This is a genomic window from Neisseria sp. SLRRB23 (genome assembly GCF_050896295.1).
Taxonomy (GTDB): Bacteria; Pseudomonadota; Gammaproteobacteria; order Burkholderiales; family Neisseriaceae; genus Neisseria.
Genome location: NZ_JBPBFH010000012.1, coordinates 1 through 24801, shown reverse-complemented (window position 1 = coordinate 24801; position 24801 = coordinate 1). Strand labels below are relative to the sequence as shown.

Here is a 24801-nt window from a genome sequence, read left to right as displayed (position 1 = left end):
ATAATAGTTTAATCAATCGGATGCCCTCCGCAATATTTCAGACGGCTATTATTTATTTCTGATGCCTTTTCCCAAGCTGTCCGGCTTGTTTACAGCCCGCATCGGGATTTTTACCGCCGCAGATGATGCGTCGCAACTCTTCCGTAAACTCGGGCAGATGATGTCGCGCAATTTTCCCTGACAATGCAGTCCAAGATACCGCTATTTCACTCATCGATTTCTTGATTAAGCGCGGATTTTTGGCAATAACGGACTGACCGACAGGTGAACCGTAAAAGGCAATCATGCCGTCAATTTCTTCTTGCGTGTATATCTCACGGGCATTCTTCAATAAAGTATTGCGGACAGCCTGTTTCACTTCGGGCGTAATCAAATCTTTCAAAACATTCTCACGATAGCGGTTAAAGGCTTTTGCCGCCTGATCTTTTTTCTCTTCCGGCATTTCGGCAAGGGCTTTGTCCGCATACGGTTTAAATCCGGCATTAAAGCCCTCAATCATATTTTTTTCTATATCTCGGTCAAAATTCTGCGTATCCAGCCAACGCTCCAGCGACGCGTCGCTGGGCGGGGCGGCAAAAGCATTGGTGCATACGAATGCGGCGGCAAGCAGTAAGGTTTTCAGTTTCATCAAAGACTCCTCCGGACTGGAAATTTCGTTTTTAAAACATCAATCACCGCGTGACACAAGACAACGCCTGATGCGCGGTCGAGTGTGGGCATATTTTCCACAATCAAACCATTATTTCTGCAACTCAATCAATTGGATACCGCATTGATGGGTTGACGGTGCAGGAACGGCTTCATAATCCTTGCCTGCTTCGGGTTTAAACGTCAAAGTACCGGCATCACAGCTGAGATACCGTTTATAAACTGTGTTTCCCTGTGCATTTTTCATGACATGGGCGGGCGCGTTAATCGTATTTTTCAAAGCAATTTCCACATTTGCCGGAACGATAAACTCTTTGAAAAATGCGTTTGAACCGATATTGTTGAATTGTGAAGGATTTTTACTGAATTCAGATTCAGGCATACCGATGCTTTCATTCCCTTTCAGATGGAAAAGAGATGCCATGCTCTGTCCCATACCGCCGCCTACGACGACTTTTTCCGCTTTGCCTTTGGGATCGATGGTTAAAACAGTGGGTCTGCCGTTTTGTCCGTACAGGCGGATGCGCGCATCGCTCGACGGATTATATGGCTTGTTTGCCGATGACAATTCGGTGCTGACACACGCCGAAACAGACAAGGCAACAGCACATAACATCATTATTTTTTTCATTTTTTTCTCCAAAAATCAAAATAAGGGTACACAGGATAAAACACTTAGCTTTCAGACGGCATCTTGTTTTTTTTCAAACGTGCCAACACAAACGCCGCCAAATCAGGTTCGATTATCGCACAAACCGGCAGCACCCAAACATTATCGGTGCAAATGCCGTCTGAAAATTTGACCGCATCTTTTTCAGTTACCAGCACCACATCGGCAGGCGGCAAATCCCGATTGGAAATATCGGCATGGTCGGGCAGAGCAACCGTTTGGTCAAGGAGGATGCCCATGTGTGTCAGAGTATCGAAGAAACGCTGCGGTCTGGCGATACCGGCAACCGCTGCGACGCGCTTCCCTGACAATGTCGAAATATCCAGTTTTTCAGACGGCCGGTTCAAACGGTAAACCGCACCCGCCTCAATACGGCTGCCGAACAAATGTTCAGACGGCATAAAACCATCCGCCGCCCTGCCGCCGACCACCACCGCATCCACGCTTTCCAATCTCGACAAAGGTTCGCGCAAACTGCCGTTGGGCAGCAAATCTAAATCCGTACGCCCTGTATCCGCCGCCGGAAACACCGCAATTTCCACATCCCGCCGCAGGGCGTAATGCTGCAAACCGTCGTCCGCCACAATCAGCCCGATGTCGGGATGCGCCGCCAGCAACGCCCTACCTGCCTCCGCACGGCTGCTGCCCACTGCCGTCGGCGCACCTGTTTTACGGAACAGCAGCAAAGGCTCGTCGCCCGCATCTTCCGCACGGCTCGCGGCATTCAATACATAAACCGCCTTGCTCTTGCGCCCGTAGCCTCGGCTGATGATGCCGACCTTGACGCCCTTTTCCTGCAAACCCGACACCAGCGCGGCAACAATCGGCGTTTTCCCCGTCCCACCCGCGTGAATATTGCCGACCACGACCACAGGCACGGACAGCTTTTCGCTTTGCCGTTTTCCCAATAAAAAATCCCCCCGCCGTTTTGCCGCAATTTTGGCAAACAGCCCGGAGAGCGGCTTAAGCAGAAAAGACAAAACCGGATAAGGTTTTTGCCAATGCCGTTCGATAACGGTATGAAATTTAAAAAAATTTGGCATATTCGATACAAATCTTCGAAGCAGAATCAGCCGGCACATTAATAATGCGTACCCGATGCAGATCCACCTATAAGCAATATGAAAATCAAACCGATAAGCGAACCAACAAGGTAAATAAGCAATAGCGCTTTACAGAAATTGGCACGGTTGGGGTTGCCTCTGCCGAACGCCCAAACAAAAAACATAATGATGTTGACCAAAGGAATCATGAAAACAATCATCGTCAACACCCATTGTCCTGTCGTCATGACGGGGGCGTTGTCGTTTTGGATTTCAGGCGTGTTGTTGATGTTGTAACGGACGGGTTCCATATTTTTCCTTTTTGGGACAGGTTTCAAATCGTCGGACAGCAAAATGCCGTCTGAAAACAGTTCAGACGGCATTTTAACCACAAACGGCTTACAGCTTCCATTCGCTCAGCTTGGCGGCGTAGGCTTCCAAGTCTGCAATCGGACGGGTTGCCACGCCGCTTTCCATCGCTGCTTTGGCGGCAGCCGTAGCAACGCGAGGCAGCAGGCGGGAGTCGAACGGGGTCGGAATCAGGTATTCCGCGCCGAATTCGAATTTCTTACCGTAAGCGGCAACCACTTCTTCAGTTACCTCTTCCATTGCCAAATCTGCCAAGGCGTACACGCAGGCGCGTTTCATTTCTTCGTTGATGGTGGTCGCGCCGACATCCAACGCGCCGCGGAAGATGAACGGGAAGCACAATACGTTGTTGACTTGGTTCGGAAAGTCGGAGCGGCCGGTACCGATGACCACGTCCGGACGGGTTTCTTTCGCCAGCGGCGGCAGGATTTCCGGATTCGGGTTGGCCATAGCGAACACGATGGGTTTGGCATTCATGGTGTTCAACATTTCGGGGGGCAGCAGGTTCGCGCCGGAGAGTCCCAAGAAGATGTCTTTGCCTTTAACCGCATCGGCCAATACGCGCTGGCCGTTGTCTTCAACGGCGTAGAATTTTTTGGATTCGTCCATACGGTCTTTGTCTTCGCGGGTTTTATAAATGACACCTTTGGAGTCGCAGACGGTTACGTTTTCACGTTTCAGACCCAAATCCAGCAATTGGTTCAAGCAAGCAATCGCTGCGGCACCTGCGCCGGAGCACACCAAAGTCGCTTCTTCGATTTTGCGGCCGGTAAAACGCAGGGCGTTCAATACGGCGGCAGCGGTAATGATGGCGGTACCGTGTTGGTCGTCGTGGAATACAGGGATTTTGCAACGTTTGCGCAATTCGCGTTCGATGTAGAAACACTCGGGTGCTTTGATGTCTTCGAGGTTGATGCCACCGAAAGTCGGCTCTAAAGCAGCGATGATGTCCACCAGTTTTTGCGGGTCTTTTTCATCGATTTCGATATCGAACACATCCACACCGGCGAATTTTTTGAATAATACGCCTTTGCCTTCCATCACGGGTTTGCCCGCCAGCGCGCCGATGTCGCCCAAGCCCAAAACGGCGGTACCGTTGGAAATCACGGCAACCAAATTGCCTTTGGCAGTGTATTTGTAGGCAGTTTGCGGATCGGCATGGATTTCCATACAAGGAGCGGCTACGCCAGGAGAGTACGCCAACGCCAAATCTTTAGAAGTGGCCAGAGATTTGGTTGGGGTAACGGAGATTTTGCCCGGCACGGGGAATTCGTGGAACTGCAGGGCGGCTTCTTTTAATGAGTTTTCCATGTGTCAATCCTGTTGCGAGAAAAAGATTTGAATCGGACTGTCCGAAACGCTTTCGGGTCATCATGTTACGGGCGGTTCGTTAATATTGCCGACGCATCCTGCCTTGTAACGGAGCGTAATTCTATCATGCCGAAAGTTTGGCGCATACCGCCATTTTCATCTGCGGCACTGCCGTTTGATTTTCGGCGCGGGCGGATGCGCTTGTTTCAATATTTGCCGCATCAACAGCCGAAATGTCTGTCCAACACTTTTTCTATGGTATTTCTGACTTCATCCAAGCTGCGGTTACTGTCGATAACGGCGTAACGTTCCGGACAGGCGGCGGCTCGGTCGAGATAAACGCTGCGCACACGCATGAAGAAATCCGCCTGCTCCTGCTCGAAACGGTCTTTCTCGCGCGACTGTCCGATACGTGCCATCGATACTTCCAGCGGCACATCCAACAGCAGGGTCAAATCGGGGCGCAAACCGCCCTGCACCCAATGTTCCAATATTTCAATGTCTTCAGACGGCATCCCCCGCCCGCCGCCCTGATAGGCGAAGGTCGCATCGGTAAAACGATCGGACACGACATGGATGCCGTCTGAAAGCGCGGGCAATATCACGTCTTCAATATGCTGCATTCTGGCGGCGAACATCATCAGTGTTTCCGCACGCAAACCGGCTTTGGTTTCAGGGTTGAGCAGGATTTCGCGCAAGGCCTCACCGACCGGCGTTCCGCCCGGCTCGCGCGTGAACAGTACGGGCAGCCCCCTCCGTTCAAACCATGCTTTGATGACGGCAAGGTTGGTGGATTTTCCGGCTCCGTCTATGCCGTCCAAAGTGATGAATTGCGGTTTCATATTAGTTTTCCCGACAAGGATATGCCGTCTGAAAACACAAACTTTTCAGACGGCATGGTTTATTTTTTCAAAATATATTTGCGGACGGCGGCGTTATGTTCGGTCAAATCATGGCTGAACTGGCTCAAGCCCGTGCCGTCCATTTTGGACACGAAATACAGGTATTTTTCGCCGGACGGATGGGCGGCGGCATCAAGCGCGGCCTTGCCGGGCAGGGCTATCGGTGTCGGTGTCAGACCGCCGCGCGTGTAGGTGTTGTATGGCGTGTCGCGGCGCAGGTCGGCTTTACGGATTTTGCCCTTGTATGCCGCACCCATGCCGTAAATGACAGACGGATCGGTTTGCAGGCGCATACCGATTTTCAGCCGGTTGACGAAAACGGAAGCAATATGAGCCCTGTCGGCTTCGTGCCCGGTTTCCTTCTCAATCAGGCTTGCCAGAATCAGCATTTCATAAGGGTTTTTATAAGGTAGCCCGTCCTGCCTGCCTGCCCATGCCTCATTCAGGCGGCGTTGCATCGCCTTGTAGGCGGTTTGGTAAATCTGCAAATCGCTGCCGCCCGCATCAATTTCGTAGCTGTCGGGAAAAAACTGCCCTTCAGGATTGCCGCTGAAGGCATCGGGCGCAACTTCCGCCATCAGTTTTTCATTGCTCCAGCCTTTGGTGTCGTGTCCGATGTCGGGCGTTGCGTCGATGACTTTCCTCATATGCGAAAAACGCGACCCTTCGATAATCTGTACAGTAACCAAATCCGGTCTGCCGCCGCGCATTTTCTGCAAAATATCCCAAGCCGACACTTCCGAAGGAAGCCTATACGTCCCCGTATGCAGTCTGTTGTGCACACCCAAAACGTAGGCTGCCGCCGTCAAAACATGTCTGCTGAACACGATGCGGTCTTCGGCAAGTTTCCTGCCGACCGACGAAATACCCTGATTTTTGGCAATTTTGATTCGGTATGCCCTGCCGTTGTCTTTAGGGACAAAAAGCAGCGCGGCGAAAACGGCTGCCGACACGGTCAAAAAAACGGCAGACCATTTCAACAATTTTCTCAACATGGTAGGATTCCCAGCATTCGGAATACGTCTTAAAATTCGGGCGACAGTATAACCCAAATTACCCCATAAGACAGGAAGGACATCATGGACAATCCCGCTACGGCACCCTGGCAGGACGGTTGGCTGCAAAGCGTGCGCCACATTCCGTCGCCGAATTTCGGCCCAAGGGAGTCCAAAGAAGAGGTTTCCCTTGTCGTATTGCACAATATCTCGCTGCCGCCGTTCGAATACGGCACGGATGCGGTTGAGAAGCTTTTTGCCAACCGCCTAGACCCGAACGACCACCCGTTTTTCGGATTGATACACACTTTGCGCGTATCCAGCCATTTCTTAATCAAACGCGACGGAGAAACGGCACAGTTCGTTTCCTGCGACAATATGGCATACCATGCCGGCGTATCTTCATTCGGCGGCAGGGAAAAATGCAACGCTTTTTCTATCGGCATCGAAATGGAAGGCTGCGATTTCGAACCTTTTGCCGAAGCACAATACCGTTCGCTCGAAACATTGTTGGAAGCACTCTGCCGCCGCTACCCCGTTACCGCAGTAACCGGACATCAGGACATCGCACCCGGCCGCAAAACCGACCCCGGCCATTTTTTCGACTGGCGGCGGATACGTGAGAAAGGGTTTCCCGTGGACAGAAATGCCGTCTGAAGACCGCATATTTCATACAGTGTTGCAGAAAATCCCCCTTTATTTCGACACACTGCTGCCAGACACTTCGATTTTCGTTATAATTCAAACATTATGACAGACCGTTCAGGCACAATGCCGAAAACGCAAGCCCGATTTAACCGCAGTGCCGCACTTTGCGTATCCTGCATCCCGAAATTTAACAAGTGATTGCCATGATTTACATCGTACTGTTTCTAGCCGTCGTCCTCGCCGTTGTCGCCTACAACATGTATCAGGAAAACCAATACCGCAAAAAAGTACGCGACCAGTTCGGACACTCCGACAAAGATGCCCTGCTCAACAGCAAAACCAGCCACGTCCGCGACGGCAAACCGTCCGGAAGTTCGGGCATGATGCAGAAACCGCACACCGAGGTTAAAAAACCGGCCAAACCCCAAGACCCTGCCCTGAGGAACCTCCAAGAACAGGATGCCGTCTACGTCGCCAAACAGAAACAGGCAAAAGCATCCCCGTTCAAAACCGAAATCGAAACCGTCCTGGAGGAAAACGGCATTATCGGCACGCCCGTCCAACCCGTTTCAAAATCCCCGGCCGAACCTTCTGCCCCGCAACCCGTCCGTGCGGCCGCAAACCCTGCACCCGTTCCGCAAACACCTGCAAAACCGCTGATTACGCTCAAAGAACTGTCTAAAGTTGAATTACCCTGGTTTGATGTGCGCTTCGATTTCATTTCCTATATCGCGCTGACAGAAGCCAAAGAGCTTCATGCGCTGCCACGCCTCTCCAACCGCCACCGCTACCAAATCATCGGTTGCACCATGGACGACCATTTCCAAGTCGCCGAACCCATCCCCGGCATCCGCTACCAAGCCTTCATCGTCGGCATCCAAGCGGTCAGCCGCAATGGGCTCGCCTCGCAAGAAGAGCTCTCCGCCTTCAACCGCCAGGTGGACGCATTCGCACAAAGCATGGGTGGTCAGACACTGCATACCGACCTTGCCGCCTTTACCGAAGTGGCTTCCGCGCTGGATGCGTTCTGCGCCCGTGTCGACCAGACCATCGCCATCCATTTGGTTTCCCCTACCAGCATCAGCGGCGTAGAACTGCGTTCCGCCGTATCGGGCGTAGGATTCACACTCGGAGAAGATGGTGTATTCCACTATACCGACACGTCGGGCTCGACCATGTTCTCCATCTGCTCGCTCAACAACGAGCCGTTTACCAATGCCCTTTTGGACAACCAGTCCTACAAAGGCTTCAGTATGCTGCTCGATATCCCGCACTCTCCGGCAGGCGAAAAAACCTTCGACGATTTGTTTATGGATTTGGCGGTACGCCTGTCCGGCCAGTTGAACCTGAATCTGGTCAACGACAAAATGGAAGAAGTTTCGACCCAATGGCTCAAAGACGTACGCACTTATGTATTGGCTCGTCAGTCCGAGATGCTCAAAGTCGGTATCGAACCGGGCGGCAAAACCGCATTGCGCCTGTTCTCATAAATCCGAAACCTCAAAAGCGGATGCATCGGCAACGGTGTATCCGCCTTTTGTTTTCCTGTAAAATCCGACCATTTCCAACACGTTTTACCGTTCAGACGGCATTTGTCCATGCCGTCCGAACCTGGACGAATCCATGAACTCGACCGCACAACACATTCGCCGCCTCACCGACCTCCTCAACCGCTACGCCTACGAATACTACACCCTCGACGCACCCAGCGTACCCGATGCCGAATACGACAAATTATTCCGCGAACTCGAAGCGTTGGAGTTAAACCATCCCGAGCTCAAACTGCCCGACAGTCCAACCCAGCGCGTCGGCGGCGAGCCTCTGGCGGGATTTGCCGAAGTGCGCCACGAAGTGCCGATGCTGTCGCTGACCAACGCCTTTTCCCCGCAAGATGAAAACGGCGTGTTCGACCATGCCGAAATGTACGCCTTCGACCAACGCGTGCGCGACGGCTTGAACGGCGGCAATCCCGAATACGTTATCGAACCCAAATTCGACGGCCTCGCCATTAGCCTGCTCTACCGCGACGGCGTATTGGTGCAGGCGGCAACGCGCGGCGACGGCACGACGGGCGAAGACGTTACCCAAAACGTCAAAACCGTCGCCAACATCCCCCTGCGGCTGCATGGTGAAAATACGCCCGAACTCATCGAAGTGCGCGGCGAAGTGCTGATGCAAAAAGCCGATTTCGCCGCCCTCAATAAAAGACAAGCCGAAAACGGGCAAAAACCCTTTGCCAATCCGCGCAACGCCGCCGCCGGCAGCCTGCGCCAACTCGATTCGCGCATCACCGCGCAACGCAAACTGCACTTTTTCCCCTACTCGATTGCCCGCCAGCAAGGCGGTTTCGAAGCTGAAGAACACATCCAAGAACTCGCCTATTTTCAAGAACTCGGCTTCAGTCTGCCCAATGGNAATTTCGGCTGTTTCAAAAATATCGTCGAAGTATTGGCGTTTTACGAACAAATGCAGCAAAATCGCCCCGAACTGCCCTACGAAATCGACGGCATGGTGGTCAAAGTCAACAGCTTGGCGCAACAGCGCGAACTCGGCTTCATCTCCCGCGCGCCGCGTTGGGCGATTGCCCACAAATTCCCCGCCGAAGAAGCCCTGACCATTGTCGAAGCCATAGACGTACAAATCGGGCGCACCGGCGCCGTTACCCCCGTCGCCCGCCTGCAACCCGTATTCGTCGGCGGCGTCACCGTAACCAACGCCACCCTGCACAATCAGGACGAAGTATCGCGCAAAGACGTGCGCGTCGGCGATACCGTCGTCGTGCGCCGCGCCGGAGACGTGATTCCCGAGGTCGTGCGCGTAATTTTTGAACGCCGCCCGATGCAGGAAACCGACGTTACGGGACTTTCAGACGGCATCAAATACCAACAAGACGACCTGTTTGCCGAAACACCGTCCGCCAATCAAACCCAATCCGTTCCGCTCCACAAGCCCTACCGCCTGCCGACTCACTGTCCCATCTGCCGCAGCGAAATCGAACGCGAAGAAGGCGAAGCCGTCGCCCGATGCAGCGGCGGCATGCTTTGTCAGGCCCAACGCGCGCAAGGCTTAATCCACTTCGCCTCGCGCAAAGCGATGGACATCGACGGCTTGGGTGAAAAACAAATCGAACAGCTGGTCGCCCAAGACCTCGTCCGCCATTTCGCCGACCTCTACCGCATCGATATTCCGACCCTGCAAAAAATGAAGGAAACGGCGGACAAAACCGTTGCCGAATCGGATCAAATGCCGTCTGAAGGCAGTTCGGTCGGCGCGTCGGGCAAACATAAAAAACCACCGGTCAAGTGGGCGGAAAACATCCTCGCAGGCATAGAAGCCGGCAAAACGCCCGAACTCGCCCGCTTCCTGTTCGCGCTCGGCATCCGCCACGTCGGCGAACGCACCGCCAAAACACTGGCGCAGGCATTCGGCACGTTGGAACACGTCCGCCGCGCCCCCGAACCCGTCCTCGCCTGCCTGCCCGACATCGGCACGGTAGTGGCGCATTCCATTGCCCACTTCTTCGCCCAAGCCGAACAGCAGGCGATGATAGACGAGCTGCTCGCCGCAGGCGTTGCCCCGCAAGCCCAAGCCGTCAGCCTGCCTGCCGCACAATATGCCGGGCCGCAACGCTGGATCGCCCGCCTGCCCGGTTTCAAAATCAGCGAAAACAAAGCCCAAGCCTTATGGGAACTCGCTGGTCAAAGTATAGAAGGGCTGCAAACCGACAAAGCCCTTCCTGCCGACTGGCAGGCGTGGCGCAGCGAACCACAAAACGCCGCCCTGCTCGAAAACCTGAAAACCTTCTTCGCGCAAATGCCGTCTGAAGACGAGGCGGCGCAAGGTTCAGACGGCATCAATGAAGCCGTAGCAGGCAAAACCTTTGTATTAACCGGCACCCTGCCCACCCTCAAACGCGACCAAGCCCAAGCCCTAATCGAAGCAGCAGGCGGCAAAGTTTCCGGCAGCGTGTCCAAAAAAACCGACTACGTCGTCGCCGGAGAAGCCGCGGGCAGCAAGCTGGAAAAAGCCAATGCCTTGGGCGTTTCCGTCCTCAGCGAAGCCGAACTGCTTACCCTGCTCGGCTGAACCTATGCCGTCTGAACCGCCTTCAGACGGCATTGTCCACTTTTCCGAACCACACCATGCACACTATTTCCTTCCCAAACCGTACCCGACTCACCGCCCTGCCGCCCCTGTCGCTCTATATCCACATCCCGTGGTGCATCAAAAAATGCCCGTATTGCGACTTCAATTCCCACAGCCTGAAAAACGGATTGCCCGAAGCCGCCTATATCGACGCGCTGCTGACCGATTTGCAGCTCGAATTGCCCAATATTTGGGGCAGACCGGTGGAAACGATATTTTTCGGCGGCGGTACGCCCAGCCTGTTTCAGGCGGAATCGATTGACCGTTTGTTAAGCGGCGTGCGTTCGCTGTTGCGCTTGCAGCCGGAAGCGGAAATTACCTTGGAAGCCAATCCGGGGACATTTGAAATCGAGAAGTTTCAAGGATTTAAAGACGCAGGCATTACGCGGCTTTCTATTGGTGTACAAAGCTTCAACGACGATATGCTCTCAAGGCTGGGGCGCGTCCACAACGGCAAAGAAGCCTTAACCGCCATAACTACTGCATTGAAATTATTTGATAAAGTCAATATCGACTTGATGTATGCCCTACCGAACCAAACCGTTCAGGCGGCATTGGACGACGTACAAACCGCTATCGCTACGGGCGCGACACACATCAGCGCGTATCATCTGACGATGGAGCCGAACACGCCGTTCGGTCATACGCCGCCGAAAGGTTTGCCACAAGACGAAGCGGCGCTCGACATCGAAGACGCGGTACACGGCGCGCTGGAAGGCGCGGGTTTTATCCACTACGAAACATCGGCTTTTGCGAAACCCGCCATGCAGTGCCGCCACAATTTGAACTACTGGCAGTTCGGAGATTATTTAGGCATAGGCGCGGGCGCGCACGGCAAAATCTCCTATCCCGACCGCATCGAACGCACCGTCCGCCGCCGCCATCCCAACGACTACCTCGCCTTAATGCAAAGCCAACCGAGTGAAGCCGTCGAACGCAAAACCGTCGCCGCCGAAGATTTGCCGTTCGAATTCATGATGAACGCCCTGCGCCTGACCGACGGCGTACCCGCCGCGATGTTGCAGGAACGCACGGGCGTACCCGCCGCCAAAATCATGGCGCAAATCGAAACGGCAAGACAAAAAGGCCTGCTGGAAACCGACCCGACCGTATTTCGCCCAACCGAAAAAGGACGTTTGTTTTTAAACGATTTATTGCAATGCTTTTTATAAACCTTTGTGTTGCTGCGGCAGATGGTTTTCAGACGGCCTCCAAGACGTTTTGCGCCTTTTATTGCGGTATTGAGGTTCCTCAGTCATGCCAAACCATCCAAACATTGTTTAAACCGTCATAACACAATACAATCAGCCCGTCGGCGGTTGCAAGCCGTTTGACTACTAATCATTTTCTATCCAATTATTGAGGATGACATCATGAAAAAAGTTTTGGCTACCTTAGTTGCCCTTTCCCTTCCCGCTATCGCATTGGCAGATGACAACCGTGGTTTCTACGTTCAAGGCGATATTGGCCACTCAACTCTTAAAACCAATGACGAAGGCGGCAAGACCAGTAGCAAAGGCTTCAGCCCGCGCCTGTCTGCCGGATACGATTTCGGCGATTTCCGTGTCGCTGCCGATTACACCCACTATAAAACTTGGAAAGACCATGAACAGGATTCGTCTTACACACTTGACTCAAAAATCAAACTCCAAAGCGTCGGCGTTTCCGCCATTTATGATTTCGACTTAAATTCCCCGGTTAAACCTTATGTCGGCGCACGCGTAGGCATCAACCGCTTTTCTTATGACGATGATTACCGACGTGAGAACTACCATGCGACAGAAACATTCCGTAAAACCAAAACCGGCTTGGGCGTATTGACCGGCGTTGGCTACGACATCACCCAAAATGTTGCCTTGGATGCAGGCTACCGCTACAACCACTGGGGCAATTTTGACGGCATGAAAGTACACACTCACGAAGTATCCGCCGGTGTGCGTGTAAAATTCTAATTTTTCAAACCATCTGTATTCACGCATTTCAATGAAAAATGTGATTGTTGTAACAGACGAAACACAATACAATCCAAACAGCCAACAGTTGCAAAGAGCCTGATGGCCATCAGTAATTTTTACCTACGAGGAACAACATCATGAAAAAAATTCTGGCTACACTGGTTGCCCTTTCCCTTCCCGCTGTCGCACTGGCAGACGAACACCGTGGATTTTATATCCAAGGCGATGTCGGCCATACTTCGGTAAAAGGCAAGATTTACGACGAAAGCAAGACGGCAAAAAGCTTCAGCCCGCGCCTGTCTGCCGGATATGATTTCGGCGATTTCCGTGTAGCAGCCGACTACACCCACTACAAATCCCACAAAGAAAGCGGCAGAATCAGCGACTCCACCACTTATAACGCGAAAGCCAAATTCCAAAGCGTCGGCGTTTCCGCCATTTATGATTTCGACTTAAACTCCCCGGTTAAACCTTATGTCGGCGCACGCGTAGGCCTCAACCACGTATCGTTTGATACAAAGGAATACGGCAGTTCAGACTCCATCGAACATTATGAAACCCGCAAAACCAAAACCGGCTTGGGCGTGATGACAGGCATCGGTTACGACATCAATCAAAACATCGCCCTGGATGCAGGCTACCGCTACAACTACTGGGGCAAATTTGACGACGTGAAAGTACACTCTCACGAAGTGTCCGCCGGCGTACGCGTCAAATTCTAATATACGTGTTATTCCGCAAACCGCCGAGCCTTTCGGCGGTTTTGTTTTCAACATCCATGCCGTCTGAAACTACACAAGCAGACGGTTTTGTACGATAATCCGCAACACCGCGTTTCCCTTTCACACGCATCCGTTTCAGGAGAAAATCATGGCCAAAACCATCATTCACACCGACAAAGCCCCTGCCGCCATCGGCGCATACAGCCAAGCCGTGCGCGCGGGCGACACCGTTTACATGAGCGGTCAGATTCCGCTCGATCCCGCCACCATGACCGTTGTCGGCAACGGAGACTTCCGCGCCGAAGCGCGCCAAGTGTTCCAAAACCTGCAAGCCGTCGCCGAAGCGGCAGGCGGTTCGCTGGACGACATCGTCAAACTCAACGCCTACCTGACCGACTTGGGCAACTTCGCCGTTTTCAACGAAGTGATGGCGGAATTTATTGCCGAGCCCTTCCCCGCCCGCGCCGCCGTCGGCGTTGCCTCCCTGCCAAAAGGCGTGCAGGTCGAAGCCGAAGCCGTCCTCGTTTTGAACGCATAATTCCACGTTCGGACGGCATAAGATTTCCAACCGTGCCGTCTGAACCGCAACACTTTCCCACTTCACAACACCCGCAATGGCACATTACGCAATCGGCGACATCCAAGGCTGCTTCGACGAACTGACCGCACTGCTCGGCAAAATCGGCTTCAACCACGGCACGGATACCCTCTGGCTGACGGGCGACATCGTCAACCGCGGCCCGAAATCCCTCGAAGCGCTGCAATTCTGCATCCGGCACGAAAACAGTGTGCAAATCGTCCTCGGCAACCACGACCTGCACCTGCTCGCCGTCGGCTGCGGCGAAGGCGCGCCCAAACGCAGCGACACAATCGAACCCATACTCAAACACCCCGACGGCAGAAAAATGCTCGACTGGCTGCGCGCGCAACCGCTGTTGATACGCGAGGGCAGCCGCGTGATGGTACACGCCGGCATCCTGCCGCAATGGCGCATAGCCAAAGCCGAATCGCTCGCTAGAGAAGCCGAAGCCGAACTGCGCGGCAAAAAATACGTCAAATTCTTCTCCAAAATGTACGGCAACAAACCGGCCGCNTGGGACGAAGGTTTGGAAGGCTATGCCCGCCTGCGCTTCATCGTCAACGCCTTCACGCGGATGCGCGCCCTGACCTTTAAAAACGAACTGGATTTCGACTACAAATCCACAGTGAAAAAAATGCCGCTTTACCTGCGCCCGTGGTTCAAAGCCCCCGACCGGCAAAACCTCGACCACACCATCATCTTCGGACACTGGTCTTCCTTGGGCTACACGAATGCCGACAACGTCATCTCGCTGGACACCGGCGCGCTGTGGGGCGGACAGCTGACCGCCGTCAATCTCGAAACGGAAGAAATTACCCAAGTCCAAGCCGCCGGCGGCATAGACTGGAAAAGCTTCACAAAATAACGGACCGCCCCACTATGCACAAAATCCTGCCCATCGCCCATGTCCTCTCCCGACTGGGTATGCTGTTTTCCTTTATCCTGCTGATACCCGCCGCCCTCTCCTACGCCTTTTCGGACGGCGCGTACACCGCCTTCGCCACCACCGCGACCGTTACCCTTTCCGGCTCGTGCATCGTCCGGCTCGCCACCCTCCGGTTCAGGCGCGAACTGCGCCCGCGCGACGGCTTCACCCTCGTCCTGATGCTGTGGCTGGCGTTTGCCGCTATGGCGGCGATGCCGATGTACCTGTATTTCCCGAATATGGGCTTTACCGACGCATTTTTTGAATCGATGTCGGGACTGACCACCACCGGCGCGACCGTCATCCCCCACGTCGACGGGCTCGCCCCCTCCGTCAACTTTTGGCGGCATATGCTCAACTGGCTGGGCGGGATGGGCATCATCGTCCTTGCCGTCGCCATCCTGCCTATGCTCGGCGTAGGCGGCACGCAGTTATTCAAAGCCGAAATCCCCGGCATTGACAAAGAAAGCAAAATGTCGCCGCGCATTTCCCAAGTGGCGAAAAAACTCTGGTTCGGCTACACCCTGATCACCATCCTCGCGGCAGCCTGCCTGCATTTTGCCGGGATGGGTTGGTTCGATGCCGTCTGTCACGCGCTGGCAACCCTCTCGCTGGGCGGGTTTTCCACCCACGATGCCAGCATAGCTTATTACAACTCCCCCCTCATCGAAGCAGTCATCATCGTTGTCACTATTTTCGGCGGCATCAATTTTGCCAGCCATTTCGCCGCCCTCAACAGCCGCAGCCTCAAAACCTATTGGAAAGACGAAGAATGCCGGACAATGCTGCTGCTGCTCTCCGGCAGCATCCTTGCCGCCGCCCTGTACCTGTGGCACACCGGCCATTACGCCGGCTTCATCGAATCCCTGCGCTACACCGCCTTCAACTTCGTCTCCATCGGATTGGCAAACGGGCTGTCCAACACCGACTTCGCACAATGGCCGCTCCTGATTTCCCTGTGGATGTTTTTTCTCGCCAACATCCTCGCCAGCTCCGGCTCGACCGGCGGCGGCATCAAAACCATACGCGCCCTCGTCCTGTTCAAATTCAGCCTGCGCGAAATGATGGTGCTGCTGCACCCCAAAGCCGTCCGCACCGTCAAAATCAGCGGCAAGGCCATACCCGACCGCCTCGCGCTGACCGTTATGTCCTTCATCTTCATCTACTTTATGACCGTCGTCCTCTTCAGCTTCCTGCTGATGGCGAGCGGTATGGAATTTACCACCGCCTTTACCGCCGTCATCGCCTGCATTACCAATTCCGGCCCCGGCCTGGGCGAAGTCGGGCCCGCCGGCAATTACGCCGGTTTGGACGTGATGCAGAAATGGATCTGCGTTACCGCCATGCTCTTGGGCAGGCTGGAAATCTTCACCGTCTTCATCCTCTTCACCCCTGCCTACTGGAAGAAATAAAAAATGCCGTCTGAAAACTTTTCAGACGGCATATTGTCCTTTAAAGAAGCGGAAGCTCTACAAAAGGAAAGAACTGTTTAAATTTATGATAAATCTCAGGATGTTTCTCTAAGGCTTTTAATGCTTTTTCTTTTGAAACGGGAGGGTCATAGACATCTATCCCCCTTAAGAAGGCAATGCCTGTTAATGCATTATCCTGATTTTTTGATAAGTTATTTTCGGGAACAAATCCTATAATATCAATTAGCTGGAATAGTGATTGAAGATCTATTAGATCAAAAAAATAATTTGGAATTTCATCTAAGTCCATTTCCCTTATGATTTTTTCGACCCACATTTTAAATTCGGTAATATTGATTGCTTGGCAATATATACTACCTAGGGCAAAATTTAAGTCAGTACTATTTTCTTTATAAATTTTCCACATAATTATCTTCTTTTGTTCATCGCTTTCCAACCGATACATCCTGTATCTTGATGATGATGCCAAGTGTAATTTGGTATTCTAGATTTTCCTTTACCGTCAAACATTTCTTTGGTTATCCGCTTTATATCAAAAATGCCGTCTGAAAGCCGAATATCGTTTCAGACGGCATTTTGACTGTTTAAAGTGGGGGCAGCTCTACAAACGGAAAGAAATGCTGAAACCTCTGATAAATTTCAGGATGTTTCTTTAAGGCTTTTAATGCTTTTTCTTTTGAAACGGGAGGGTCATAGACATCTATCCCCCTTAAGAAGGCAATGCCTGTTAATGCGTCATCTTGGTCTTTAGATAAGTCTGAATTCGGAACAAAATCCAAAATATTATAAATATCTCCTACTCCTTCTTTAAGATCAATTAAATCAAAAATATAAAAAGGTATATTATCAATAGGCATATCTAAGACAACCTTCTCCAACCATAATTTAAATTCTTGCCAATTAATTGCTGCCAATAATAAGCAATATGTTGCAAAACTTAAATCTTGACCTTGCTCTTTCGTAATTTTCCACATAATTATCTTCCTTTGCCGTCAAACGCTCTTTTAGTTATCCGCTTTATATCAAAAATGCCGTCTGAACAGCGAACGGTCTTTCAGACGGCATTTTGACTGTTTAAAGTGGGGGCAGCTCTACAAATGGAAAGAAATGCTGAAACTTCTGATAAATTTCAGGATGTTTCTTTAAGGCTTTTAATGCTTTTTCTTTTGAAACGGGAGGGTCATAGACATCTATCCCCCTTAAGAAGGCAATGCCTGTTAAGGCATTTCTTCTCAATTTTGATAAGCTGTAACTCGAAACAAAACCTATGATATTGTAAATATTATCAATTTCTTCATCCAAATCCGCCAAATCAAAAATATAAAAAGGGATGTCCTCAATGGGCATATCTCGGATTACTTGTTCAATCCATAACTTGAATTCATTTAAATCAATAGATTGAGAGAATAAGCATTTAATTGCAAATCCTAAATCATCACTATCCTCTTTTATGATTTTCCACATAATTATCTTCCTTTGCCGTCAAACGCTCTTTTAGTTACCCGCTTTATATCAAAAATACCGTCTGAAAGCCGAATATCGTTTCAGACGGCATTTTGACTGTTTAAAGCGGGGGCAGTTCTACAAACGGAAAGAAATGCCGAAACTTCTGATAAATTTCAGGATGTTTTTTTAAGGCTTTTAACGCCTTCTCCCTAGTAATCGGAATATCGTAAAACTCTTGATTCCGTATATAGGTAATGCCATATACGGCATCTTTTTCCTTTTTCGTCATACCGGTAGTTGGAACAAAGCCAATGATATTATATATATATAAAGAAGAATCTTCTGACTCCAAATAATCTATTAAATCTATCAAATACTTTGGGAAACTTTCGACAGGAACAGTTTTAACAATTCCATACAACCAGTCTAAAAATTCATCTTTATTGACTGCGTTGCATTCGTAACACAATATAGCAAATCCCAAATCATAACAATTGTCTCGTGTAAGCCCCAACATAATCATTTTCCTTTATCCATTGCTTCACCACCTATATGCCCTGTTTGCGTATGCTTTCTTTCGGATATTAACTGCATTCGTCCCGTATCCTGATGATGATGCCAAGTGTAATTTGGTATTTTAGATTCTCCTTTGCCGTCAAACGCTCTTTTAGTTATCCGCTTTATATCAAAAATGCCGTCTGAAAGCCGAATATCGTTTCAGACGGCATTTTGACTGTTTAAAGCGGGGGCAGTTCTACAAACGGAAAGAAATGCTGAAACTTCTGATAAATTTCAGGATATTTCTCTAAGGCTTTTAATGCTTTTTCTTTTGAGACGGGAGGGTCATAGACATCTATCCCCCTTAAGAAGGCAATGCCTGTTAAGGCATTTTTTTTCGATTTTGATAGGCTGGAACTCGGAGCAAAACCTACAATATTGCCAATATCGCCAATTCCTACATCGAAGTCCGCCAAGTCAAAAATATAAAAAGGGATGTCCTCGATGGGCATATCGCGTATTACTTGTTCAATCCATAACTTGAATTCATTTAAATCAATAGACTGAGAAAATAAGCATTTAATTGCAAATCCTAAATCATCACTATCCTCTTTTATGATTTTCCACATAGTTACTTTCCTTTACTCATCGCTCTCCAACCAATATGGCCGGTATCATGATGCAAGTCTTCATTAATCAATTGCATCCTTCCAGTGTCTTGATGATGATGCCAAGTGTAATCCGGTATTTTAGATTCTCCTTTTTCGATTGCCTTTAGTTGCTTTGTTGTAAAAGCAGAACTACGTACTTCTCCTCGTTTAATGGCTTCCGCCAAATCCTTGGTCGCCAGCCTCATTTGCCCTGTAGAATCCTTCAATCTGAACTCCTTGGTATTAATTCTCGTATCGTATTTTACGTCTTTTTCAAAATTCGGAAACCCTTTGCTGTCAAACGGCACTTTGGTCTTCGGATGGCGTTGGTCTGCCAGTTTGACATTTTTGCCGTTTGACGGCGGCACGGTTGAGGAGGTGATGTTTTCTTTGCCGTAACGCTGCTCCAAGTTTGAACGGATATTTCGGGAATGGTAAGGGGACGGGTATTTGGCGTATGCCGCATCGGCAAAATTGTTGCTGACGGCGGATTTCCCTTTCGACAATGCGATCGCGCCCATCTGCGACCGCTTGACAGGATGTGCCGTGATGTCGCCCAAGCCGTATTTTCCCCGAACAGCTCCAATCCCTTTGACGGGGATGACTGCCGTAAAGATATTGCTGACGGCTTCTATGCCTTGTGCGGCATTGGGGTTTTGGACTGCCCAATCGCGGATGGCTACTGCGGCATAGTCTTTGAGTTGCGCCATATCTGCCAAATCGTTGATGCGCGCCATCTTGTTTTCGGTGGAAAGCAGACCCAAGCCGTGCATAACAGCAATGTTTGAGCCTTCGCTTATACCCTGCACGGCATCGCCTGCGCCGACAATTTCTCCTGCCGCGCTGATGATGTTTTTGACGATATCTGCAGTGCCGTTGAAGGCTTCGGCGGCATTACCTGATCTGTCCAGCTCGGGGCTGTATCGGGTGGCGCGTTTGAATCCGTCGCCTACTCCTTGCGTCAGCATACCGCCGGCATTGTGCAAACGGTCGGCAAGCCGTTGTCCGGTGCTGCGGTTGTCGGTCAGGTTGAGGCGGATATTTTGGGCAACGCCTTTTATGTCGTAGCTGTATATATCCCTCGCGCCTTTGGGAGCGGGATAGCCGCCGCCCTGTGGCCCGTCATAGCCGTCGGCGGGATGGTGTTCGTATCCGTCCCAATGGATGCGGTAAAGGCTGAATCCGTCAACGGGACTACCGGCTTCATCAGAATCGGAATGTGAGGCATGGTTGTCGAAGGGGGAATGGACTTCGTGCCCGTGATCGGAAAAGCGGACGGTGTAGCCGATATTTCCTTTAATGGCCGCCTGTTGAATCATCAGGTTGCCCAACTGATGGCTTTGTATGTTTCCCAATCCGATATGGCCGCTGCGCTCGGCAAGCTCCCCCCTGCTGCCGAATAGGTGGTATTTCCCGTCGGGTTCGAAATGCTGACGGTCGAGAAGCTGCCGGATAAAAGGATCGTGTGCCAAATCTGAGGCGTGTGCATGCATCGGCAGGCACACTGCCAGTATGGACAGAATAAGGGATATTTTGCGGGAAATGCCCAATTTGATGTTCCTTAAGATGGTACGGAATGAAACTATAGTGGATTAAATTTAAACCAGTACGGCGTTGCCTCGCCTTAGCTCAAAGAGAACGATTCTCTAAGGTGCTGAAGCACCAAGTGAATCGGTTCCGTACTATTTGTACTGTCTGCGGCTTCGTCGCCTTGTCCTGATTTTTGTTAATCCACTATTAAGATAAAGAGATGCCGTCTGAACGGTTTTCAGACGGCATTTGAATGTCTGTCGCCGCGTACTCTACATCATAATCATACGGACGGCAAAAAAGCCGCTTTTGAAAGCGGCTTTCGAAATTTTTGGTCGGAGTGAAAGGATTCGAACCTTCGACCCCTTGCACCCCATGCAAGTGCGCTACCAGACTGCGCCACACTCCGACTCGATAAGTTTCGGATTATAGTTTCCGCCCGATGCTTTGGCAAGCATTAAAATCACAACCGCCCTTATCTTTTTGACATAACGGAAAATTTACCGGCAAACGCCGGCGCGTCCCGCCCGGGCAGAAAAGGATGCGGAAAAGGATAAACGCCATAACGTGCGGCGTTTGCTATAATCCGCCCCTTCATTACCTCAGCCCGCCGAAAGATGCCGATGGCAAAACCGCTCAAATATCCCGTCTCCGCACTGGTCGTACTCCATGACGGGGACGGCAGTATCCTCCTCATCGAACGCACGCATCCGAAAGGATTTTGGCAGTCGGTAACCGGCAGCCTCGAACCCGGGGAAACCGTTGCCCAAACGGCAAGGCGCGAAGTTTGGGAAGAAACCGGCATCCTGCTGGCGGAAGGACAGCTTCAAGACTGGCACGACAGCACGGTTTACGAAATCTACCACCACTGGCGGCACCGCTATCCAAAAGGCGTGTTTGAAAACCGCGAACACCTCTTCTCTGCCGAAATTCAGCGTGATACGCCCATCGTCCTGCAACCCGAAGAACATGTCTCCTACGGTTGGTTCGATATGGAAGAAGCGGCGGAAAAAGTGTTTTCCCCGTCCAATAGGCGCGCGATTTTGGAATTAGGCAGACGCTTGGGCAGGCTTTGAAAAATGCCGTCTGAAAAATGCCGTCTGAAAATATCCGGAACCCTTTTCAGACGGCATGACGGCGTTTCCATCAAACTTTTTGTTTGCTATACTCCTGCCGTTCAAATCCTCAGAAACAAAGGAAACCAAATGGCAGACTTCAACCAAATCCTGACCCCGGGCGACGTGGACGGCGGCATCATCAACGTTGTCAACGAAATCCCCGCCGGCAGCAACCACAAAATCGAATGGAACCGCAAACTGGCCGCATTCCAACTCGACCGCGTCGAACCCGCCATCTTCGCCAAACCGACCAACTACGGCTTTATTCCCCAAACATTAGACGAAGACGGCGACGAATTGGACGTGCTGCTCGTTACCGAACAACCTTTGGCAACCGGCGTATTCTTGGAAGCGCGCGTTATCGGCGTGATGAAATTCGTTGACGACGGCGAAGTAGACGACAAAATCGTCTGCGTCCCTGCCGACGACCGCAACAACGGCAACGCCTACAAAACTTTGGCAGATTTGCCGCAACAGCTCATCAAACAAATCGAGTTCCACTTCAACCACTACAAAGACCTGAAAAAAGCGGGTACGACCAAAGTCGAATCCTGGGGCGATGTGGAAGAAGCAAAAAAAGTCATCAAAGAATCCATCGAACGCTGGAACAAACAGGCATAACATCCGCCTTCCCATGCCGTCTGAACGCCGTTTCAGACGGCATTTTTCCAAGCTCTAGGGAATACCGTCCCAATCGGCTATAATCCGAACATACCGTTTCCGACCAAACGCCATGAACCGCCGAAAAATCTATCTGTTGTCTGTTGCCCTGTTCACACTGGCATTTATGCTGCTCGTTCTCTTGGGTGCTTATCTGCTGACCGTCGGCAGCAAAGCCTTCGCCGTCGCCTCCTTCCTTTTCGCATTCGGCGCGCTGTTCGGGCAAATCGGCGCACTCGCCCTCTACCTGCGGCACAAATCCCTACGCGCCGCCCAATCCGCCGCACAGGAAAACCGCTATGTCTGAAAAACCAGAAAAAATCGTTTTGGCAAGCGGCAATGTCGGCAAGCTCGAAGAATTCGGCAACTTATTCAAACCATACAGCATTACCGTATTGCCGCAATCCGAATTCGGCATACCCGAATGTCCCGAACCCTATCCCACCTTTGTCGAAAACGCGCTGGCAAAAGCACGCCATGCCGCCAAATACAGCGGGCTGCCCGCACTCGCCGACGACAGCGGCATCTGTGCCGCCGCCCTAAACGGCGCGCCGGGCATCCATTCCGCACGCTACGCCGGCGACAATCCCAAATCCGATACCGCCAACAACCTGAAACTTGCCGCCGAACTTGCCGGCAAAGCCGACAAAAGCTGTTCTTATGTCTGCGTATTGGTTTTTGTCCGCCATAAAGACGACCCGCGCCCGATTATCGCCGAAGGTGTGTGGCACGGACAATGGCACGGCACGCCGCTCGGGCAAAACGGTTTCGGTTACGACCCGTATTTTTATCTGCCCGAACACGGCAAAACCGCCGCCGAATTGGATTCGGAGGTCAAAAACCGCGAAAGCCACCGCGCGCAGGCACTCGCCGATTTAATTCGCAAACTCGCCCTTTAAACATCAAAACAATACAAAGGAAAAAGAATGAAACCGATAAAAAAAGCAGTCTTCCCCGTCGCAGGGATGGGAACCCGCTTCCTGCCCGCCACCAAGGCCAGCCCGAAAGAAATGCTGCCCATCGTCGACAAGCCGCTGATCCAATACGCCGTGGAAGAAGCCGTGGAAGCCGGCTGTACGGAAATGGTGTTTGTAACCGGACGCAACAAACGCAGCATCGAAGACCATTTCGACAAGGCATACGAACTCGAAACCGAGTTGGAAATGCGCCATAAAGACAAACTTCTGGAACACGTCCGCAACATCCTGCCGCCAAACATTACCTGCCTCTACATCCGTCAGGCGGAAGCACTGGGATTGGGACACGCCGTCTTGTGCGCCCGCGCCGCCATCGGCGACGAACCCTTCGCCGTGATTTTGGCTGACGACTTAATCGATGCGCCCAAAGGCGCGCTCAAACAAATGGTCGAAGTGTACGGGCGCAGCGGTAACAGCATTTTGGGCGTAGAAACCGTCGAACCGTCGCAAACCGGCTCATACGGCATCGTCGAAACCGAACAGCTCAAACAGTTCCAACGCATTACCGGCATTGTCGAAAAACCCAAGCCCGAAGACGCGCCCTCCAACCTTGCCGTCGTCGGACGCTACATCCTCACCCCGCGCATTTTCGACTTACTGACCGGACTGCCTCGCGGCGCGGGCAACGAAATCCAGCTTACAGACGGCATCGCCAAGCTGCTCGATCACGAATTTGTCCTGGCGCACCCCTTTGAAGGCACACGCTACGACTGCGGCAGCAAACTGGGCTACCTCGAAGCCACCGTCGCCTACGGCCTGAAACACCCCGAAACCGGCGAACCCTTCCGCCGCCTTTTGGAAAAATACCGTACCGAATAACCACATCAAGGAATCCTTATGCACGACAAAACCTGGTCCGGACGCTTCAACGAACCCGTTTCCGAACTCGTCAAACAATACACCGCCTCCATCGGTTTCGACCAACGCCTTGCCGAATGGGACATCCAAGGCTCGCTCGCCCACGCGCAGATGCTGAAAGAAACCGGCGTGTTGGACGAAGGCGATTTGGCGGACATCCGCCGGGGTATGGCGGAAATCCTCGAAGAAATCCGCAGCGGCAAAATCGAATGGTCGTCCGATTTGGAAGATGTCCATATGAACATCGAACGCCGCCTGACCGACAAAATCGGCGACGCGGGCAAACGCCTGCACACCGGCCGCAGCCGCAACGACCAAGTCGCCACCGACATCCGCCTGTGGCTGCGCGACCAGATTACCGTTATCCAAAACCTGATTCAAAGCCTTCAGACGGCATTGCTGGATTTGGCGGAACAAAACGCCGAAACCGTTATGCCCGGCTTTACCCACCTGCAAGTCGCCCAGCCTGTCAGCTTCGGACACCACATGCTCGCCTACGTCGAAATGCTCGGACGCGATTTCGAACGCATGACCGACTGTCGCAAACGCGTCAACCGTATGCCCCTCGGTGCTGCCGCACTGGCGGGGCATGATTATGCTCAAAGCGATGAGCAACATCATCTATGCAACCGCCCCGCATATCAACCGCCTCCTGCGCGAGATGTTCGGCACGCGCGGACGAGCGTATTTTGTGAAAAACGGCACGATGGCGGCGCG

General features: G+C 51.9%; 28 protein-coding genes, 1 tRNA gene and 4 pseudogenes. 16 read left to right on the top strand and 17 right to left on the bottom strand.

The window, feature by feature from the left end:
- Positions 1-52: 52 nt before the first annotated feature.
- The 7 genes from ACRPFF_RS04485 to mltG form a co-directional block, all read right to left on the bottom strand.
- Entirely contained in the window at positions 53-628 is a 576-nt protein-coding gene (locus ACRPFF_RS04485; protein ID WP_314168871.1) for a DUF2059 domain-containing protein, read from the bottom strand.
- Between the two features lie 111 nt (positions 629-739).
- On the bottom strand, positions 740-1279 hold the full coding sequence (locus ACRPFF_RS04480) for a hypothetical protein (RefSeq protein WP_432673899.1): 540 nt from the start codon (positions 1277-1279) through the stop codon (positions 740-742).
- A gap of 44 nt (positions 1280-1323) precedes the next feature.
- Positions 1324-2361, bottom strand: a complete 1038-nt coding sequence (gene lpxK, locus ACRPFF_RS04475; protein ID WP_432673898.1) for a tetraacyldisaccharide 4'-kinase — start codon at positions 2359-2361, stop codon at positions 1324-1326.
- Positions 2362-2399: 38 nt separating this feature from the next.
- Positions 2400-2744, bottom strand: a complete 345-nt coding sequence (locus tag ACRPFF_RS04470; RefSeq protein WP_432673897.1) for a hypothetical protein — start codon at positions 2742-2744, stop codon at positions 2400-2402.
- Between the two features lie 16 nt (positions 2745-2760).
- Entirely contained in the window at positions 2761-4041 is a 1281-nt protein-coding gene (locus tag ACRPFF_RS04465; protein WP_432673896.1) for a malic enzyme-like NAD(P)-binding protein, read from the bottom strand.
- A gap of 221 nt (positions 4042-4262) precedes the next feature.
- The gene (gene tmk, locus ACRPFF_RS04460; protein WP_432673894.1) at positions 4263-4883 is read right to left on the bottom strand and encodes a dTMP kinase; all 621 of its coding nucleotides are present in this window, start codon (positions 4881-4883) and stop codon (positions 4263-4265) included.
- A gap of 59 nt (positions 4884-4942) precedes the next feature.
- Positions 4943-5938: an endolytic transglycosylase MltG gene (gene mltG / locus ACRPFF_RS04455; RefSeq protein WP_432673893.1), complete on the bottom strand. Its 996-nt coding sequence runs from the start codon at positions 5936-5938 to the stop codon at positions 4943-4945.
- Between the two features lie 84 nt (positions 5939-6022).
- Here mltG and ampD point away from each other — a divergent pair, with 84 nt between their 5' ends.
- From ampD to ACRPFF_RS04410, 9 genes are all read left to right on the top strand, one after another.
- A complete protein-coding gene (ampD, locus tag ACRPFF_RS04450) occupies positions 6023-6595 on the top strand; it encodes a 1,6-anhydro-N-acetylmuramyl-L-alanine amidase AmpD (protein ID WP_432673892.1) in 573 nt (190 codons plus the stop codon).
- A gap of 194 nt (positions 6596-6789) precedes the next feature.
- A complete protein-coding gene (locus ACRPFF_RS04445; protein ID WP_432673890.1) occupies positions 6790-8076 on the top strand; it encodes a cell division protein ZipA C-terminal FtsZ-binding domain-containing protein in 1287 nt (428 codons plus the stop codon).
- A 133-nt stretch (positions 8077-8209) separates the two neighbouring features.
- A complete protein-coding gene (gene ligA / locus ACRPFF_RS04440) occupies positions 8210-10672 on the top strand; it encodes an NAD-dependent DNA ligase LigA (RefSeq protein ID WP_432673889.1) in 2463 nt (820 codons plus the stop codon).
- A 56-nt stretch (positions 10673-10728) separates the two neighbouring features.
- Positions 10729-11904, top strand: a complete 1176-nt coding sequence (gene hemW, locus ACRPFF_RS04435; RefSeq protein WP_432673887.1) for a radical SAM family heme chaperone HemW — start codon at positions 10729-10731, stop codon at positions 11902-11904.
- Positions 11905-12105: 201 nt separating this feature from the next.
- Positions 12106-12684, top strand: coding sequence for an opacity family porin (locus ACRPFF_RS04430; protein WP_432673885.1), 579 nt, complete (start codon positions 12106-12108; stop codon positions 12682-12684).
- 140 nt (positions 12685-12824) lie between these two features.
- The gene (locus ACRPFF_RS04425) at positions 12825-13409 is read left to right on the top strand and encodes an opacity family porin (RefSeq protein ID WP_432673883.1); all 585 of its coding nucleotides are present in this window, start codon (positions 12825-12827) and stop codon (positions 13407-13409) included.
- A 148-nt stretch (positions 13410-13557) separates the two neighbouring features.
- Positions 13558-13947, top strand: a complete 390-nt coding sequence (locus ACRPFF_RS04420; RefSeq protein ID WP_211709747.1) for a RidA family protein — start codon at positions 13558-13560, stop codon at positions 13945-13947.
- Positions 13948-14023: 76 nt separating this feature from the next.
- A complete protein-coding gene (locus tag ACRPFF_RS04415) occupies positions 14024-14854 on the top strand; it encodes a symmetrical bis(5'-nucleosyl)-tetraphosphatase (RefSeq protein ID WP_432673881.1) in 831 nt (276 codons plus the stop codon).
- A 14-nt stretch (positions 14855-14868) separates the two neighbouring features.
- On the top strand, positions 14869-16326 hold the full coding sequence (locus ACRPFF_RS04410; protein WP_432673880.1) for a TrkH family potassium uptake protein: 1458 nt from the start codon (positions 14869-14871) through the stop codon (positions 16324-16326).
- A gap of 40 nt (positions 16327-16366) precedes the next feature.
- Here ACRPFF_RS04410 and ACRPFF_RS04405 read toward each other — a convergent pair whose 3' ends face one another.
- The 10 genes and pseudogenes from ACRPFF_RS04405 to ACRPFF_RS04360 form a co-directional block, all read right to left on the bottom strand.
- Complete coding sequence (locus ACRPFF_RS04405) at positions 16367-16753, bottom strand: hypothetical protein (protein WP_432673879.1); 387 nt, start codon at positions 16751-16753, stop codon at positions 16367-16369.
- 2 nt (positions 16754-16755) lie between these two features.
- A pseudogene (locus ACRPFF_RS04400) lies at positions 16756-16845 on the bottom strand (HNH endonuclease); the annotation flags it as partial.
- Between the two features lie 86 nt (positions 16846-16931).
- A complete protein-coding gene (locus ACRPFF_RS04395; RefSeq protein ID WP_432673878.1) occupies positions 16932-17321 on the bottom strand; it encodes a hypothetical protein in 390 nt (129 codons plus the stop codon).
- Positions 17322-17421: 100 nt separating this feature from the next.
- A complete protein-coding gene (locus ACRPFF_RS04390; RefSeq protein WP_432673877.1) occupies positions 17422-17811 on the bottom strand; it encodes a hypothetical protein in 390 nt (129 codons plus the stop codon).
- 100 nt (positions 17812-17911) lie between these two features.
- Positions 17912-18310, bottom strand: a complete 399-nt coding sequence (locus tag ACRPFF_RS04385; RefSeq protein ID WP_025458651.1) for a hypothetical protein — start codon at positions 18308-18310, stop codon at positions 17912-17914.
- Positions 18311-18312: 2 nt separating this feature from the next.
- A pseudogene (locus ACRPFF_RS04380) lies at positions 18313-18444 on the bottom strand (HNH endonuclease); the annotation flags it as partial.
- Between the two features lie 86 nt (positions 18445-18530).
- Positions 18531-18920: a hypothetical protein gene (locus ACRPFF_RS04375; RefSeq protein WP_411712522.1), complete on the bottom strand. Its 390-nt coding sequence runs from the start codon at positions 18918-18920 to the stop codon at positions 18531-18533.
- 2 nt (positions 18921-18922) lie between these two features.
- Positions 18923-19189, bottom strand: coding sequence for an HNH endonuclease (locus ACRPFF_RS04370; protein WP_411712552.1), 267 nt, complete (start codon positions 19187-19189; stop codon positions 18923-18925).
- Positions 19175-20491 (bottom strand): annotated as a pseudogene (mafB, locus tag ACRPFF_RS04365) (polymorphic toxin MafB class 2); the annotation flags it as partial. The pseudogene mafB and the gene ACRPFF_RS04370, both read right to left, overlap by 15 nt.
- A 312-nt stretch (positions 20492-20803) precedes the next feature.
- Positions 20804-20880: transfer RNA gene (locus ACRPFF_RS04360), tRNA-Pro, on the bottom strand.
- Between the two features lie 208 nt (positions 20881-21088).
- Here ACRPFF_RS04360 and nudB point away from each other — a divergent pair.
- The 7 genes and pseudogenes from nudB to ACRPFF_RS04325 all read left to right on the top strand — a co-directional run.
- On the top strand, positions 21089-21547 hold the full coding sequence (nudB, locus tag ACRPFF_RS04355) for a dihydroneopterin triphosphate diphosphatase (protein WP_432673876.1): 459 nt from the start codon (positions 21089-21091) through the stop codon (positions 21545-21547).
- A 129-nt stretch (positions 21548-21676) separates the two neighbouring features.
- Positions 21677-22210: an inorganic diphosphatase gene (locus ACRPFF_RS04350; RefSeq protein WP_101131162.1), complete on the top strand. Its 534-nt coding sequence runs from the start codon at positions 21677-21679 to the stop codon at positions 22208-22210.
- A 112-nt stretch (positions 22211-22322) separates the two neighbouring features.
- Positions 22323-22556 carry an NGO_0222 family membrane protein gene (locus ACRPFF_RS04345; protein WP_308031288.1) on the top strand — a complete coding sequence of 78 codons (234 nt, stop codon included), beginning with the start codon at positions 22323-22325 and terminating at the stop codon, positions 22554-22556.
- On the top strand, positions 22549-23148 hold the full coding sequence (gene rdgB, locus ACRPFF_RS04340) for an RdgB/HAM1 family non-canonical purine NTP pyrophosphatase (RefSeq protein ID WP_432673875.1): 600 nt from the start codon (positions 22549-22551) through the stop codon (positions 23146-23148). The genes ACRPFF_RS04345 and rdgB overlap by 8 nt, the downstream gene beginning before the upstream one ends.
- Before the next feature lie 27 nt (positions 23149-23175).
- Entirely contained in the window at positions 23176-24045 is an 870-nt protein-coding gene (galU, locus tag ACRPFF_RS04335; RefSeq protein ID WP_107818568.1) for a UTP--glucose-1-phosphate uridylyltransferase GalU, read from the top strand.
- Between the two features lie 18 nt (positions 24046-24063).
- Positions 24064-24681, top strand: a pseudogene (locus tag ACRPFF_RS04330) (lyase family protein); the annotation flags it as partial.
- A partial coding sequence (locus ACRPFF_RS04325; protein ID WP_432673934.1) for a DUF2612 domain-containing protein occupies positions 24674-24801 on the top strand: 128 nt, incomplete at its 3' end. The pseudogene ACRPFF_RS04330 and the gene ACRPFF_RS04325, both read left to right, overlap by 8 nt.

Excerpts from the sequence above, each read along its gene's own strand:
- ACRPFF_RS04485 (WP_314168871.1), bottom strand. The coding sequence starts at position 628 with ATGAAACTGAAAACCTTACTGCTTGCCGCCGCATTCGTATGCACCAAT.
- ACRPFF_RS04480 (WP_432673899.1), bottom strand. The coding sequence starts at position 1,279 with ATGAAAAAAATAATGATGTTATGTGCTGTTGCCTTGTCTGTTTCGGCG.
- lpxK (WP_432673898.1), bottom strand. The coding sequence starts at position 2,361 with ATGCCAAATTTTTTTAAATTTCATACCGTTATCGAACGGCATTGGCAA.
- ACRPFF_RS04470 (WP_432673897.1), bottom strand. The coding sequence starts at position 2,744 with ATGCCGTCTGAACTGTTTTCAGACGGCATTTTGCTGTCCGACGATTTG.
- ACRPFF_RS04465 (WP_432673896.1), bottom strand. The coding sequence starts at position 4,041 with ATGGAAAACTCATTAAAAGAAGCCGCCCTGCAGTTCCACGAATTCCCC.
- tmk (WP_432673894.1), bottom strand. The coding sequence starts at position 4,883 with ATGAAACCGCAATTCATCACTTTGGACGGCATAGACGGAGCCGGAAAA.
- mltG (WP_432673893.1), bottom strand. The coding sequence starts at position 5,938 with ATGTTGAGAAAATTGTTGAAATGGTCTGCCGTTTTTTTGACCGTGTCG.
- ampD (WP_432673892.1), top strand. The coding sequence starts at position 6,023 with ATGGACAATCCCGCTACGGCACCCTGGCAGGACGGTTGGCTGCAAAGC.
- ACRPFF_RS04445 (WP_432673890.1), top strand. The coding sequence starts at position 6,790 with ATGATTTACATCGTACTGTTTCTAGCCGTCGTCCTCGCCGTTGTCGCC.
- hemW (WP_432673887.1), top strand. The coding sequence starts at position 10,729 with ATGCACACTATTTCCTTCCCAAACCGTACCCGACTCACCGCCCTGCCG.
- ACRPFF_RS04430 (WP_432673885.1), top strand. The coding sequence starts at position 12,106 with ATGAAAAAAGTTTTGGCTACCTTAGTTGCCCTTTCCCTTCCCGCTATC.
- ACRPFF_RS04425 (WP_432673883.1), top strand. The coding sequence starts at position 12,825 with ATGAAAAAAATTCTGGCTACACTGGTTGCCCTTTCCCTTCCCGCTGTC.
- ACRPFF_RS04420 (WP_211709747.1), top strand. The coding sequence starts at position 13,558 with ATGGCCAAAACCATCATTCACACCGACAAAGCCCCTGCCGCCATCGGC.
- ACRPFF_RS04410 (WP_432673880.1), top strand. The coding sequence starts at position 14,869 with ATGCACAAAATCCTGCCCATCGCCCATGTCCTCTCCCGACTGGGTATG.
- ACRPFF_RS04405 (WP_432673879.1), bottom strand. The coding sequence starts at position 16,753 with ATGTGGAAAATTTATAAAGAAAATAGTACTGACTTAAATTTTGCCCTA.
- ACRPFF_RS04395 (WP_432673878.1), bottom strand. The coding sequence starts at position 17,321 with ATGTGGAAAATTACGAAAGAGCAAGGTCAAGATTTAAGTTTTGCAACA.
- ACRPFF_RS04390 (WP_432673877.1), bottom strand. The coding sequence starts at position 17,811 with ATGTGGAAAATCATAAAAGAGGATAGTGATGATTTAGGATTTGCAATT.
- ACRPFF_RS04385 (WP_025458651.1), bottom strand. The coding sequence starts at position 18,310 with ATGTTGGGGCTTACACGAGACAATTGTTATGATTTGGGATTTGCTATA.
- ACRPFF_RS04375 (WP_411712522.1), bottom strand. The coding sequence starts at position 18,920 with ATGTGGAAAATCATAAAAGAGGATAGTGATGATTTAGGATTTGCAATT.
- nudB (WP_432673876.1), top strand. The coding sequence starts at position 21,089 with ATGCCGATGGCAAAACCGCTCAAATATCCCGTCTCCGCACTGGTCGTA.
- ACRPFF_RS04350 (WP_101131162.1), top strand. The coding sequence starts at position 21,677 with ATGGCAGACTTCAACCAAATCCTGACCCCGGGCGACGTGGACGGCGGC.
- ACRPFF_RS04345 (WP_308031288.1), top strand. The coding sequence starts at position 22,323 with ATGAACCGCCGAAAAATCTATCTGTTGTCTGTTGCCCTGTTCACACTG.
- rdgB (WP_432673875.1), top strand. The coding sequence starts at position 22,549 with ATGTCTGAAAAACCAGAAAAAATCGTTTTGGCAAGCGGCAATGTCGGC.
- galU (WP_107818568.1), top strand. The coding sequence starts at position 23,176 with ATGAAACCGATAAAAAAAGCAGTCTTCCCCGTCGCAGGGATGGGAACC.